Source organism: Roseateles sp. P5_E11 (assembly GCF_054049355.1).
Map to the genome: position 1 here is coordinate 1 of NZ_JBFUMO010000104.1, position 14012 is coordinate 14012.

At 67.3% G+C, this 14012-nt stretch carries 15 protein-coding genes; 3 read left to right on the top strand and 12 right to left on the bottom strand.

Translation table 11 applies throughout. The features are described 5' to 3' along the window. Positions 1-136: 136 nt before the first annotated feature. Entirely contained in the window at positions 137-1021 is an 885-nt protein-coding gene (locus ACXJKR_RS10475; protein WP_457322792.1) for a type 1 glutamine amidotransferase domain-containing protein, read from the top strand. A gap of 122 nt (positions 1022-1143) precedes the next feature. Then, complete coding sequence (locus ACXJKR_RS10480) at positions 1144-1593, top strand: putative quinol monooxygenase (RefSeq protein ID WP_457322793.1); 450 nt, start codon at positions 1144-1146, stop codon at positions 1591-1593. Between the two features lie 127 nt (positions 1594-1720). Here ACXJKR_RS10480 and gcvA read toward each other — a convergent pair whose 3' ends face one another. From gcvA to ACXJKR_RS10540, 12 genes are all read right to left on the bottom strand, one after another. Beyond that, entirely contained in the window at positions 1721-2710 is a 990-nt protein-coding gene (gene gcvA / locus ACXJKR_RS10485) for a transcriptional regulator GcvA (protein ID WP_457322794.1), read from the bottom strand. Between the two features lie 16 nt (positions 2711-2726). Continuing rightward, complete coding sequence (locus tag ACXJKR_RS10490; protein WP_457322795.1) at positions 2727-3371, bottom strand: hypothetical protein; 645 nt, start codon at positions 3369-3371, stop codon at positions 2727-2729. Further along, positions 3368-4966: a methyl-accepting chemotaxis protein gene (locus ACXJKR_RS10495; RefSeq protein ID WP_457322796.1), complete on the bottom strand. Its 1599-nt coding sequence runs from the start codon at positions 4964-4966 to the stop codon at positions 3368-3370. Before ACXJKR_RS10495 ends, ACXJKR_RS10490 begins: the two co-directional genes overlap by 4 nt. Positions 4967-5051: 85 nt before the next feature. Beyond that, positions 5052-6245, bottom strand: a complete 1194-nt coding sequence (locus ACXJKR_RS10500; RefSeq protein WP_457322797.1) for a CaiB/BaiF CoA transferase family protein — start codon at positions 6243-6245, stop codon at positions 5052-5054. Beyond that, positions 6242-6655: a PaaI family thioesterase gene (locus ACXJKR_RS10505; RefSeq protein WP_457322798.1), complete on the bottom strand. Its 414-nt coding sequence runs from the start codon at positions 6653-6655 to the stop codon at positions 6242-6244. Before ACXJKR_RS10505 ends, ACXJKR_RS10500 begins: the two co-directional genes overlap by 4 nt. Continuing rightward, positions 6652-7641, bottom strand: coding sequence for a tripartite tricarboxylate transporter substrate binding protein (locus tag ACXJKR_RS10510; RefSeq protein ID WP_457322799.1), 990 nt, complete (start codon positions 7639-7641; stop codon positions 6652-6654). Before ACXJKR_RS10510 ends, ACXJKR_RS10505 begins: the two co-directional genes overlap by 4 nt. A gap of 50 nt (positions 7642-7691) precedes the next feature. After that, a complete protein-coding gene (locus ACXJKR_RS10515; protein WP_457322800.1) occupies positions 7692-8495 on the bottom strand; it encodes an enoyl-CoA hydratase/isomerase family protein in 804 nt (267 codons plus the stop codon). A gap of 11 nt (positions 8496-8506) precedes the next feature. Then, positions 8507-9271 carry an SDR family NAD(P)-dependent oxidoreductase gene (locus ACXJKR_RS10520; protein ID WP_457322801.1) on the bottom strand — a complete coding sequence of 255 codons (765 nt, stop codon included), beginning with the start codon at positions 9269-9271 and terminating at the stop codon, positions 8507-8509. A gap of 2 nt (positions 9272-9273) precedes the next feature. Continuing rightward, a complete protein-coding gene (locus ACXJKR_RS10525; protein WP_457322802.1) occupies positions 9274-10419 on the bottom strand; it encodes a thiolase family protein in 1146 nt (381 codons plus the stop codon). Between the two features lie 25 nt (positions 10420-10444). Further along, positions 10445-10723, bottom strand: a complete 279-nt coding sequence (locus tag ACXJKR_RS10530) for an OB-fold domain-containing protein (protein ID WP_457322803.1) — start codon at positions 10721-10723, stop codon at positions 10445-10447. 213 nt (positions 10724-10936) lie between these two features. Then, on the bottom strand, positions 10937-11626 hold the full coding sequence (locus ACXJKR_RS10535; RefSeq protein WP_457322804.1) for an NAD(P)H-dependent oxidoreductase: 690 nt from the start codon (positions 11624-11626) through the stop codon (positions 10937-10939). Between the two features lie 12 nt (positions 11627-11638). Beyond that, entirely contained in the window at positions 11639-12499 is an 861-nt protein-coding gene (locus tag ACXJKR_RS10540) for an oxidoreductase (RefSeq protein WP_457322805.1), read from the bottom strand. Between the two features lie 211 nt (positions 12500-12710). Between ACXJKR_RS10540 and ACXJKR_RS10545 the strand changes: the two genes are divergently transcribed. Continuing rightward, a partial coding sequence (locus ACXJKR_RS10545; protein WP_457322806.1) for an FAD-dependent oxidoreductase occupies positions 12711-14012 on the top strand: 1302 nt, incomplete at its 3' end.

A 14012-nucleotide genomic window follows, 5' to 3' on the forward strand; every position in this document is an offset into this window, starting at 1 on the left:
CAACTATTGGTTGATTGTCTTGTCTGCTTTCGCGCCTACCGCCGAGTCCTTGCGGTGCCTACATTCCCCTCAGCCGCGGCCCTCTTGAACCACTCGGCCGGCAACAACCGGCCAACCAATCAGCTAGGAATCCATCATGAAGAAACTGCTCCCCGCATTGCTGCTTGCAACGCAAGTCCTGTCCGTCATGCCCGCCGAAGCGGCCGGCGGCGCAGCCCCGGCCGCCCGCAAGGGCAAGGTGTTGCTGGTGACTTCCAGCACCAACGCCCTCGAACTCAGAGGCGGCCGTGTCGTGCACACCGGCTACATCCTGGCCGAGCTGGTCACGCCGGCGCAGAGACTCATCGACGAAGGCTACGAAGTGGATGTGGCGACGCCGGACGGCAGCACGCCTGCCATGGACGGCCTGTCGGTCGACGTCACGATGTTCGGCAACGATCCGGTCAAGTTCCAGAAGGCACTGGTCTTCGCGCTGATGCATCCAACGATGCAGCGCCCGCTCAAGCTGAGCGACGTCGTCGCCAACGGCCTGTCGAAGTACTCGGCCGTCTACGTGCCCGGCGGCCACGCGCCGATGAATGACCTCGTCCAGGACGAGAACCTCGGCAAGGTGCTCAGGTACTTCCACGAGAACAACCGCCCGACCGCGTTCCTGTGCCATGGGCCGATCGCGTCGCTGGCCGCGCTGCCCCAGGCCAAGGCCTACCGCTCCGCCCTCGCCGCCGACGATATCGCCGCAGCCAAGGCGGCCGGTACGGGCTGGCAGTACGCCGGCTACCGCATGGCCATCTTCTCCAACTCGGAAGAGGTTCCCGTGCAGAAGGACACTCTGAAGGGCCAGCTGCCGTTCTCAGTGGCCGACGCGCTACGCGGCGCCGGTGGCCGCGTCGAGCACGGTCCCGACTGGGGCTCTTTCGTGGTCCGAGACCGTGAGCTGATCACAGGCCAGAACCCTGCTTCCGACCACGCCCTGGCCGACGCCCTGGTCAAAGCGCTGGCAGAGCGACCTCCCGTTCGCTGAGGGTGCCGACCCGGAACTGCCCGCTGACGTTACCTCGGCAGGCCGTTCCGCGTTTCGTGGGCAGGCTGCGCGCTCGCCCACGGCTCCTCACCACCGTCAACACACTCTCGAGAGAGAAGTCGATGAAATTCCTGTTCAAGCGAAACATTCAAGCGCTCTGCCTCGCCATCGGCGTCGCCGGTATCGGCACCAGTGCGGCGGCCGAGTTCGAGATCAGGGCCGCAAAGAGCGGTCAGGTCCTCATGGTCGTCAACTTTGAGGTCAGCCCGGGCGTTGAGGTTGAACTCGAGCGGCATCTCGCCAAGCTGGTCCAGTGCACGCGCCACGAGTCCGGGAACCAGGTCTTCAACGTCCACCGAACCCTCGGTGCGGGCAACTCGGTCAAGTACGTCCTCTACGAGATGTGGAAGGACGAGGCGGCATTGAAGGCTCACTTCGAGCGCCCCTATGTTCAGCCGTTCTTCGCGCTGTTCGACAAGGGCACGGTCAAGCCGACCATCATGTTCCTCGAAGAGATGGCGCCGATCACCGCGAATGAGAAGCGCGGCGCTGCGCCGCCGGTCTGCGCCTAGCGTGGTAGTTCGCTGAGCAGTCGATTGGGTGTGATTGGATGCCGCCAGCGCTGCACCACCACGCCCTTGGTTGCTGGCCTGGCGAGCGCCGCGTCTGCCGTYGATCCGCCTGCCGGGAGACCGCGTCCTAGGTTCTCGAAGCGGTGCCCGCCGGGGCGGCGGTCTGGCCAAACTGCGCGAGAAGCCAGCGCCGGAACGTGGCCATGCTCGTGCTGTTCTCGCGGTGGGCGGCGGTGAGCAGGTAGTAGGTGTAGTCGCCCATGTCGAGCGCTGTTTCAAACGGCTGCACCAATCGACCCGCGCGCAGGTCCTCGTCAACGAGGAAATGCTGGGCGATGGCAACGCCCAGGCCCTCGACCGCCGCCGTGTAGACCATTGCGGAACTCTCATAGGACATGCCGGACCGCGCGTCGACCTGGTCCGTCACGCGGGCGTGCGCCAGCCAGTGCGCCCAGTCGTCAGGGCGGGCGATCGAGTGCAGCAGCGTGGCGCGGGCCAGGTCCTTGGGCTTCTTCAGCCGTTGTTCCTTGGCCAGCGCAGGGCTGCAGACGGGGACAAGCAGGTTGGGGACGAGGCGGTCGGCATGGGCGCCGGCCCATCGGCCGTCACCGAGCCGAATCGCGCCGTCGATGTCTTCCTTGCGGAAATCTACGGGGTCGAGAGACGCCTTGAGCAGAACCTCGATCTCGGGGTGTTCGGCGTGAAATCCCGACAGGCGCGGAATGAGCCAGCGGATCGCAAAGGTGGTGTACGCCCTGATCTTGAGCTGGCGGCGCTGGCTGCGTCGCTGGAGTTTGCGCGTCGCGGCCTTCAGGTCGTCGAGGGCTTTGGTGACTGCCTTGAAGTACTCGGTGCCCCGAGGGGTAAGCGCAATCTGGCGATGACCACGGACGAAGAGCTGCAGGCCCAGCGAGTCCTCAAGGCCGCGGATCTGCCGGCTGATGGCGCCAGCCGTCACGCTGAGTTCCTCCGCCGCGTCCGTGATGCTCAGATGCCGTGCCGCAGCCTCAAAGGCGCGGATGGCGTTCAGGGGCGGGAGGCGATCTGATTGATGCACGAAGTGCGCGGCGCGTGGCGGCGGATCAGGGATCGTAGCCGACCCCCGGGTGCCCTTCACCGTGGCAATCCCGGACTCACCAGAGGCGCCGCCTTGCGGCGTCCTGCTCGTGCCGGGTCACGATCATGACGACGGCAGCCATGCTTCGCTGCACCAGGCAGACGTCGTCCAGCGACCACGGAGGACCTGACCGGTTGCGCCAGCACTGAACCAGCCCGGCAATCCTGCCGTTGATGACCACCCTGACCTGCAGCAGGTCGGGGTCCTGGCTGTCCTCSCCAGCCCGCCCGACATCTACGGTCTTGCGCGGCAACCGGAGCTTGCCCTTCTCAGCCAGACAGGACAGCTGGAAGGGGGCCTTGTCCATGACCGCGAAGAAGTCGGGATCCTGCCGCTCGTCGAGCATGTCGCCAATGGGCTCTTCGCCGTTGCTTGCATCAAGGCCACCGACCTTTTGGAGGTGCCGGGTATTGCCTGGGTGGCGCACGCGCCAAAGGCGGACTCGGTGCGCACCAAGGCGGTCCAGGAGAGCCCGCATCACTTCCAGCCTGAAGCACGCCTTGGTCAGCTGCCGCGCCATCAGGTCCGCACCGAGTCGATGCAGCCAAGCGGGCACGTCGTCCAGGGCATCCTCGGTGCGCTCCAGGACGGCGCATCCGTGGGTGTTGGGGACGCGGAGCGTGCTCTGGTAGCGGACGAAAGCTCGGGAAAGCTGCATCATGCAAAGCTCCCCTGTGTACGCATGCTTCCCGCCGCGGCTTGATCGCCCTCATCCACCCGGAACGCGGCGGTGGTCTGCGACAGCCTCTGGGCCTGATCGTTGAGCGAGGCGGCCGCGGCGGCGGACTCCTCGACAAGTGCGGCGTTTTGTTGCGTCAGCGAGTCGAGCTGGCCGACCGCGTGGTTGATCTGCTGCAGCCCGTCGCGCTGCTCCGCGGCGCCCGAAGCGATCTCGGAAACGAGCAGGTTCACCCTCTCGATGTCGGCGACGATGGCCTTCATCAGCACGCCCGTGTCGTTCACATGGGCGTGGCCGGCGTCGACCCGGATCTGGGCGCCGGAGATCAGGCTCTTGATCTCCTTGGCTGCCTGCGCGCTCCGCTGGGCAAGTTGGCGGACCTCCGATGCGACGACGGCAAAGCCGCGGCCATGTTCGCCTGCTCGCGCCGCCTCCACTGCGGCGTTCAACGACAGCAGGTTGGTCTGGAAGGCGATGCCGTCGATGACGGATGTGATCTCCGCGATGCGGGCCGAGGACTCGGTGATGTCGCGCATGCTGGCGATGACCTGGTCCACCGCGTGGCCGCCGCGCTGGGCGGCCTGGGATGCGGTATCGGCCATGTTGCGCGCCTGGGCCGCGGCGTCGGCGGCCTGGCCGACTGCGCCGGTCAACTGTTCCAGGCTCGAGGCCGTCTGCTGGAGGTTCGAGGCCGCGGATTCGGTGCGGGCGGACAGGTCCTGGTTGCCCACCGCGATCTGGCCGCTGGCGCTGGACACCGACTCCACGCCGGTCCTGACCTCGGCCACCAGCCCGCGGAGCTGGGCCGACATGTCGGACATGGCGCTCATGAGCTGCCCGAACTCATCCTTGCGGGATTCCTTGAGCGTCATGGTCAAGTTGCCGGAGGCAATCTCCCGCGCCAGCTCGACTGAGCGGGCGAGCGGCCGCAGGATCGAGTGCACCAGCGTGTGGGACGCCAGCACGGCCAGGGCCAGCACCGCGGCGCACAGCGCGAGGCCCTGCTTGAGGGCGGTCACGCGTTCAGCAGCCGATTGCTCACGGGCCTCGTCGCGCTCCTGCTCCTGCAGTTCGACGTACTTCGCGAGTTCCGCCAGGTAGACATCAATTGCGGGCATGAACTTGTGCTGGACGATGGCCTGGATGGCGTCCTGGGCCGCCCCGTCCTTGCGCATCGCGAGCGCCTCCTTATAGGTCGCCGACACCACCTTGCGGCGCTCGTTGACAGCCTCGAGGGCGTCGCGGTCCGCCTGCGTCGCGGCGTAGTCGGCGGCCTTCTTCTGGTAGTCGGTGATGACGTCGACGTCGCGCTGAAATGGCCCATCGAATACCTCGCGGATCGCCGGGTCCGAACTCAGCACGAGGCCCAGCAGGCGCTGGATCTGCGTATCCGTCAGCCCGCGCCATTTGGCCGCGAGCAGAATGTTGCGCTGATAGCGCTCGCCTTCATCGATCGCCTGCTGGTAGGCCAAGGTCGTTCGCTGCAGCATCCAGCCAGCGATGCCCGCCAGGGACAGCATCACGAGGAAGAGGGTGGCCCAGAGTCGTCGCGAGACGCGGATGTCGTTCAGCTTCATGGTTCGCTCCAGAGGAGGGGAGGTTGTTCAAGACGGTGGCAGCGGCAAGATCAGGGAGTCCGGGGACGGAAAGGAGAAGAAGGGATCACGCGCAGCGGAGCGCGCCCACGTCGCGCAGGCGCTGGATGGCCGGTGCGTCGAGGCCCAGGTCCAGCAGGATCTGGTCACTGTGCTCGCCGCACCCTGGCGCTGGTGCGTACGGGGTCTCGGCGCTCGCGACGCTGCTGATCGGGAAGCCCGGCATCCGGACGATCCCGTGGCGCGGGTCGTTGACCTCGGCCAGCATGCGATTTGCCAGGATCTGCGGATGCGTGGGCAGGTCGTTGTAGGTCGCCACCTTGGCGCACAGGATGTCCCGCGCTCGCAGGGCGGTCATCCATTCCTCCGTCGTGCGGATGACGAAGACGGCGGTGAGTGCCTCGACGAGCGCAGCCCGGTTGGCAACGCGGTCGGTCGATGTCGCGAAGCGCGGGTCTTCGGCGACGGAAGGCACGTCGAGGACGTCGCACAGGGCGCTCCATCGCTCGGGCGTGTAGGCTGCAACCATCAACCAGCCGTCTGCAGTCTGGAAGGCCTGGTTCGGCGCGGCGTATGGCGCCGCACTGCCCGTGCGCTTCGGGAGCTCGCCGTCGGCCAGAAAGCTTGTCAGCGAGGATTGCTGGAGCGCGAGCGCGGAGTTGAGCAGGTTGACGTCCAGGTGCCCGCCCTGGCCGTCGCGCGCGCGCTGGACGATCTTGGCCAGCACGCCCACCGCGGCGACATACCCGGTCATGACGTCGACCACCGGCGCCTRCACCTTGCAGGGCTCGGAGCTTTCGGTGCCGAGCAGGCTCATCAGTCCCGAGTCCGCCTGGAGGATGCCGTCCACGCCGGCGCGCTGCGAGTACGGCCCGGTCTGTCCGTAGGCGGAGATCGAGCAGTAGATGAGGTCGGGGCGCAGTTCCCGCAGCTGTTCGTAGCCGAGGCCGAGCCGGTCCATGACGCCGGGCCGCATGCTCTCGACCACGATGTCGGCCTGGGCGGCCAGCCGCCGCGCCACCTCAACGGCTTCGGGCCGCTTGAGGTCCAGCGACAGCCCCAGCTTGCCGCGATTGAAGCCGTGGAAGAGGGCGCTGTCGTCGCCGATCCACCCTGGGCCCAACGTGCGGCCGGTCTCGCCGCTCGGGGTCTCGACCTTCACGACGCGGGCACCCATGTCGGCTAGCAGCATGGTGCAGGTCGGGCCGGCGCCGATCTGGGTGAAGTCCAGGACCTGCAGTCCTTCCAGTGCGGTTCTCATTTGCGAATTCCCAGCGGGCGTCCCGCGTTTCGTTTGAACGTGCCCTGCGCGGTGGCGACCAGTCCGCCTTGTTCGTCGAACAGTTCGCCCTGCGAGAAATAGATGCTTCGGCCGGCGCGCGTCACCTTGCCGACGGCGCGGACAACTCCCGCGTCGACACGCGCGTGGTAGCTGATGCTGAGCATCAGCGTGACTGCACCATCGGTATCGGGATCGCCTGTCGGGCTCAGGGCGGAATAGCCGCAGGCGGCGTCCAGGAGCGTGGCGATGACGCCGCCCTGGAGCGTGCCCTGGCGATTCAGGTGACGGGCCAGCACCGGCATCTCGAATACGGCCCGGCCTTCGCTCCACTCGCTCAGCGTGATGCCGAGGTCGGCGAGCAGCGGGTTAGCGAGGTCTTCAGTGCTCACAGGGCGACCTTGATCTGGTTGTCGCGGATCACCCGCTCCCAGCGGGCCATTTCGCTCTGGATGTAGGCCTGCAGCTCGGCGGGGTTGCTGGGATGCGGCTCGAAGCCCTGCTGGGTCAGCTGGGCGGTCACCTCGGGTGACGTCAACACGGACTGCAGCGCAGCGCTGAGCTTCTCGACAACCGGTTGTGGCGTCTTCGCGGGCGCGAGCAGGCTGTACCAGAGGGCAACGTCGTAGTCCTTGATGCCGGCTTCCGCAAAGGTCGGCAGGTCGGGTAGCAGCGACGTGCGCTGCGGTCCCGCAATGCCCAGGGCGCGCAACTTGCCGGCTTTCACGAACTGGATCGCCGACGCGAAGGTCGCGAAAGACGCCTGGACCTGGCCACCCATCACGTCGGCGATGGACGGGCCAGTGCCGCGGTAGGGTACGTGCAGGAGATCGGTCTTCGTGAGCTTGGCAAAGACTTCGCCGGCCAGGTGTTGCGGCGTCCCGTTGCCCGGGCTGCTGTAGCTGACGGTGCCGGGTTTCGCCTTCGCGTTCGCGATGAACTCGGGCAGCGTCTTGTATGGCTGTTCGGCGCCTGCCACCAGCATGATGGGCACCGAGGCGATCCGGCCGATGGGTGCGAAGTCGCGTTCAATCTTGAACGGCACCTTCATGCCCAAGTAGGGGTTCATCACCACCTGGCTGGAGGCGATGACGAGCGTGTAGCCATCCGGGGCCGCCTTCGCCACGATGTCGGTGCCGAGGTTGCCGCCAGCGCCCGGGCGGTTGTCGACGATCACGTTCTGGCCGAGCAGCTTGCCCAGGCGCGGGGCGATGGCGCGAGCGAGGATGTCGTTGCCCCCACCGGGGGCAAAAGGCACGATCAATGTGATGGGCTTGCTGGGGAAAGCGGGCTGCGCGAAGGCCGGCAGAGCCGGGGCGGCCGCCAGCATGGCCAGCGCCAGGGAGGCGAGTCGCCTGGACTTCATGACGTTCTTCATCGTTGTCTCCGTTGTAGGTATGGCGTGGATCGGTGGGCGAGCAGAGCGCCTCAGCGGCCGGTGTAGGTAGGCGTGCGCTTGTCGGCGAACGCCGCGCGTCCTTCGCGGCGGTCCTCGGTGTCCCGGAGCGCGCCCCAGTACAGCTCGGTCAGGCGCTGGGCGTCGGCATCGCTGAGATGGCGGGTCTCGCGCGACAGGCGGGTCACGGCCTGGACAGCCAGGGGAGCGTTTGCAGCGATCAGTTCGGCAATGGCGATGGCCCGCTCCATCAGCGTTTCAGCTGGCAGGACCTCCGACACCAGCCCCGTGCGCCAGGCATCGGCGGCAGCAAGCCTCTCGCCGGTCAGTGCCATCTGCATGGCCTGGGAGCTGCCCACCGTCTTGAGCAGGCGATGCAGCCCCGACACGCCCGGGATGGAGCCGATGCGGGTCTCGGGCAGGCCGAAAGTCGCGTTCTCGGCGGCGATGCGGATGTCGCACTGCAGCGCGATCTCGAGGCCCGCGCCCAGGCAATGGCCGTTGATCGCAGCGACCACAGGCTTGGCGATCTGCAGGTCCGACAGATCCATCAGGCGCAGGTACAGCCCCAGGTCTGCCGCGGCATTCGGTGCGTGAAAGATCCCCTGCGCGTAGCTCGCGCCCGAATCGCGCGTCTGCTTCAGATCGGCGCCCGCGCAGAAGGCCTTCTGGCCGGATCCGGTCAGCACGATGCATCGCGTCTCGGCGTGCTCCTGCAGCGCTGCGAGCAGGGACCTCAGCTCGCGCAGAGTGGGGACGTCGAACGCATTGAGCGCCTGCGGCCGGGCGATGGTCAGGACGGTGACCGCGCCGCGGATGGTCGACTCGATGGTCATGGTCGTCTCGCTCAGACGCTGGGAGAGGAGAGGCTGCGGCCGCCGCAGACGTACAGCACCTGGCCGGTCACGTAGCTGCTGCGCGGGTGCAGGAAGAAGGCCACGGCGTTGGCGATGTCCTCGGCCGTGCCGATGCGGCGCACGGGCACCGAGTCCTTGAGCTTGACCTGCACCTCGGGCGCAAAGTTGCGGAACAGCGGCGTGTCGACGATGCCGGGGGCGATCGCGTTGACCGTGACGCCCTTGCTTGCGAACTCGATGGCCAGCGAGCGGGTCAGGCTGACGACGCCGCCCTTGGCTGAGGAGTAGTTGGCCTGGCCGAAGCCGCCCAGCCAGGCCCGCGAAGAGATGTTCACGATGCGGCCGTCGCCGCGCTCCACCATCCCGGGCAGCACTGCCTTGCAGCACAGGAACTGGGAGCGGAGGTTGGTGTCGACGACCAGGTCCCAGTCGTCCTCGGTCATGTTCAGGAAGCGTTTGTCGCGCACTGCGCCGGCGTTGTTGATCAGGCAGTCGATTCGGCCTTGCCATGAGTTCAGCTTGTCGAAGGCTGCGCCGACCTGTTTGCCGTCGGTGAGGTCGGCCGCGGCGCCCAGCACCTGCAGGCCCTGGCCGGCCAGGTCATGGACGGCTGTGTCCAGCGCTTCGGCATCGCGGTCCACCAGGCCGACCGCAAAGCCGGCCTCGGCGAGCTGTTGGGCGATGCCGTAGCCGATGCCGCGTGCAGCACCCGTGACGACCGCCACGCGGGTCGGGAATTGCTCGAGCTGTTCCATGGTCAGACTCCCAGCAGGTGGACCGACGACGCGGCGTGGTCGACGCCGGCGATGCCGCCGCCCGTGCACTGGGCCAGGCCGATGCGTGCACCTTCTGCCTGTCGGCCTTCTGCGCGTCCCTCGAGCTGCCACAGCAGCTCCACCATCTGCGCGACGCCCGTGGCGCCCAGCGGATGGCCCTTGGCCAGCAGGCCGCCGCTGGGGTTGACCGCCACGCGGCCACCGATGCGGGTTGCGCCGGAACGCAGCAGCGGCACGGCTTCCCCATGGGCTGCCAAGCCCAGGGCTTCGTAGTAGATGAGCTCGGCGATGGTGAAGGCGTCGTGCAACTCCACGACGTCGACCTCGCCGGGGCCGACACCGGCCTGCTCGTAGGCCTGGCGGGCGGCGCGGGCTGTGATCTCGGCATCGAGGATGTCGTCGTCAGCGCCTTCGCGGATGCCTGAGACGACGACGGACGACAGGACCTTCACGGGCTTCTGGCGATCCGGGCGGCGGCTGGTCAGGACCAGTGCGGCAGCGCCGTCAACCTGTGACGGGCAGCACTGCAGCAGCGTCAGGGGCGACGCGATCATGCGCGACGCCAGCACCTCTTCCACGGTGGTGGCCGTGCGCTGCTGCGCATACGGGTTGAGCGTGCCGTTGTAGCGGTTCTTCACGGCGATCTCGGCGAGGTCTTCCGGCTTCGCGTCGCGCTCGTGCAGGAAGCGGGTGCCCCGCATGGCGTACACCGCGGGCAGCACCAATCCCGACGTCGCGTAGAGGTCGGTCTTGTGGTCGTTGCGCTGCATTGGGATGGTGCCGCCGCCGAGCGCCGTGAGCTGCTCGATGCCGATGATCAGCACGGTCTCGTACTGGCCGGCCATGAGGGCATGCCGCGCCAGGTGAACCGCGGTGRCACCGCTGGCGCAGGCGTTCTCGACGTTGTAGACGGGGATGCCGTTGAAGCCGAGATCGCGGACGATCAGCTGACCCAGGATCATGCCGCCGAGCACGTTGGCGCAGTAGATGGCCTGAACGTCAGACGCCTCGACGCCTGCGTCGGCCATCGCTTCAATGATCGCGCACTGCGCCAGTTCAGGAGCCATGACGCCGGTATGGCGTCCGAACGGAGTCATCGCGCCGCCGCTGATGTAGGTGGTTTGCATGGAGTGGTCCTCTGTCGGTTCGATGTCAGGCGGAGGCGGGTTGGAAGGCGTAGCCCAGCTTCTCGTCGGGGACGGGCTCGAACCGGTCGCCAATGGATGGGACATCGCTGCCCAGCAGGCGGCCAAACAGGCGCACGCGGCCGGCGTCTTCTTCGAAGTCGACGTAGCCGACCGAGTAGGGCGACAGGCCGCTCTTGGCGCTCGGGTGGATGGTCGTGAAGCTGTAGAGCGCGCCTGCCGTCGTGAGCGCGGCGGGCTCGAACTGCCGGGCGAGAGGCGAATCGGCCGAGACGGGCGGGAACACGCGTTCGCCAGTAGCGGCGTGACGCGAAGTCAGCAGCCGGCTCGGCTGTGAGGAGGACCAGAGAGGGGCGGGGGAGGATGGCATTGCGCTTGTCTCCTTGTTCATCGTTGCGCCGGTCGTGGGGCCGGTCGTCGGGGTTGTCGATGGAGCAAGTTTTGTCGTCGCGGCCTTCCTGGACAAACCATTTTTCGGCCGTCTTCGATTGATCTCAGATCAATCGAACAGGTTTGCAAGGCTTCGGTTGAGGTGGGCGCGGTACTGCTCGATCAGCCCGGCGCGACCGTCTGGTTCCAGGCTGGCAGGGGCATACGCCACGTGGGATGGGAGCACGTCCATGCCAACGAAGCGGAGCACGCCACCCAGCACCGGCTGCAGGTTGTCGTGGACGCTGCCGGTGATCGCGCCGTCCGCTTCAAGCTCTTCCTGTGTGCCACCGGTCGTCATCGACACCATGGCGTACCGGCCCTTCAGCAGGCCGGTCTCGAACAGCCGGCCGTCCTCGTAGGCAAAGCCATACGTCAGCACGCGGTCGAACCACCCCTTCAGGATGGCAGGCGGGCCGTACCACCAGTAGGGAAACTGCAGAAGCAGCACGTCGGCCGCGGCGACCAGCGCCTGGGCGCGCACGATGTCCGGCGCATAGCTGTCCGTGCGGAGGGCGTGACGCTGCTCGTGGACGAGACCGAAGCGGGGCGCGTCCGTGGGGTCCAGGAAGTCCCCGATCCCCGCAGCGGCCTGAAAGCCGTTCGCATAGAGGTCCTCCACGGTGACGTGGTAGCCGAGGGCTTCCAGCGTCTGTTGCGCGGCACCGCGAAGCGCGGCGTTGAAGCTCAGCCGGGGTTCGGGGTGGGCGTAGACGATGAGCGCCCGGGGCGCCTCGTCGTTAAGGCGGCGGGCGCTCATCGTCGGTTTGCCTCAGGCCGACTTCTTGACGTCGTCGTGATCGGTGGACTCAGCCAGCTCGCGCCAGGCGGCGAGTTCTGCCTCGACCTGGCGATGCTTCTTGTCGATGGCCACGATCGTGTCCGAGCCGACCGGCAGGCGCACCGGCGGCTTGGGGCTGTCGGCCAGCGTCAGCATGGCCTGGGCGAACTTCAGCGGATCGCCGGGCTGCTGGCCGTTGGCTGCCGTGGCGAACTGGCGCATCTGGCCGACGGTCTCCGTGTAGTCGGGGATCTCCTTGGCGGTGCGCACGACCGACTGGTCCGCCAGGAAGTCGGTACGGAAGAAGCCAGGCTCCGCGACCGTGGCGTAGACGCCCAGCGGCGCCAGCTCCATGGCCAGCGCTTCGGTCAGTCCTTCGACCGCGAACTTGGATGCGCCGTAGACGCCCCAGCCCGGGTAGGCGATGTAGCCGCCGATGGAGGAGATGTTGATGATGTGGCCGGAACGGCGCTCGCGCATGTACGGCAGGACGGCACGGGTCACGGCCAGCAGGCCGAACACGTTCGTGGCGAACTGACGTTCGACCTCGGACGCGCTGGCGTCCTCGACGGCGCCGAGAAGGCCGTAGCCTGCGTTGTTCAGCAGCACGTCGATACGGCCGAAGCGGTCGATGGCGGCGCGGGCCGCCGCCTGGCCCTGGACTTCGTCGGTGACGTCCAGCGCCACGGCGAGCAGGTCGTCGTGAGCGCCGAGCGCGCTGGTCACGGATTGCGGCTGTCGTGCGGTGGCGACCACCTTGTCCCCACGAGCCAGCGCCGCACGTGCCACCTCCAGGCCGAAGCCACGAGATGCGCCGGTGATAAACCAGACCTTGGGAGTGGAGCTTGTCATGGGATGACCTTTCGAGAGGGGAGGGGAGGGGAGTGGGTGGTTCCAGCGTTCGATCGGCAGTTGCAGGGCCGTCGTCGTGGTGATCCACTGTGCTGGCGGGGCCAGTCCGTCCGTCCAGTCATTCGGGTGGCGCGGGGTCCGTCAAAAGTCTGAGTTGGCGGTCGGTCGTAGAGTGGAGATGCGGGTCCAGGCCACTCAGGAGAATTCCGCCATGACTACGGAATCGGTCCAGCTCTTGATGGAGCGTCGGAAACACCAGATGTTTCCGACACTGTCGCCGGTCGACATCGACCGAATGTCTCGGTTTGGCGAGAAGCGCCGGTATGCGCCTGGCGAGCTGCTGAAGCGTGCCGGCGAGCGAGCCGCGGGGGTGTTCGTGCTGCTGTCGGGCCGCGTGACTGTCATGCAGCGCAACGGCCTCGGCGAGAACCCGCCCATCTCGGAGCATGGAGTCGGCGAGTTCATTGGCGAGATCAACCAGCTGGGGAACTGGGCCTCCCTGACCGATGCCCAAGCCACCGAGGAGGTAGAGGCGCTTGTGATCCCCGCAGAACGGCTGCGGGCGCTGATCATCGGTGAGGCCGACCTTGGCGAGCGGGTCATGCGCGCGCTGATCCTGCGTCGGACGCTGCTGATCGAGTCAGGCACGAGCGGTGCCGTGGTGATCGGCCGGTCGCAGTCGCCTCATGTCGTCCGCCTGCGGGACTTCCTGCGCCGCAACGCGCAGCCTCACCAGTGCGTTGCGCCAGGCGATTGCGATGCCACTGCCACCATGCTGGAGCAGTACGGGGCGACGGCGGACGATGCGCTGGTGATCTGCCCGAACGGCGTCGTTCTCGTGAACCCCAGCCAGGCCCAGTTAGCACGCTGCATCGGCATGCTGGACACGCGCGAGCGCGACGAAGTCTTCGATGTGCTGATCGTCGGCGCCGGCCCCGCGGGACTGGCGTCGGCCGTTTACGCGGCGTCGGAGGGGCTGAAGGTTGCCGTCGTCGATGGGCGGCACTTTGGCGGCCAGGCCGGGGCCAGCGCTCGCATCGAGAACCTCTTCGGCTTTCCGACGGGGATCAGTGGCGTGGCGCTGACCGGACGCGCGTTTGTCCAGGCGCAGAAGTTCGGTGCGGAAGTCATGATCCCGACCGCTGCCTGCCTGCTTGATTGCTCGCGTGCCCAACCCGAGGATCCGTTGCGGCTGCAGCTGGATGATGGACGTTGGCTGAAAGGTCGCTCGATGGTGATTGCCAGCGGCGCGCGCTATCGGCGGCCGTCGGTGCCGCGGCTCGCGGAGCTGGAAGGCCGGGGTGTCTGGTACTGGGCTTCGGCAGGCGAGGCTGCTTTGTGCGCCGGTGAGGAGGTCGCGCTGGTCGGGGGCGGCAATTCCGCGGGTCAGGCGGCTGTCTTCCTGGCCGAGCATGCCTCGCAGGTCCACATGCTGGTGCGTGGTCCGGACCTGTCCGCCAGCATGTCGCAGTACCTGATCGACCGCATCGCGAACACTCCGAACATCCAGCTG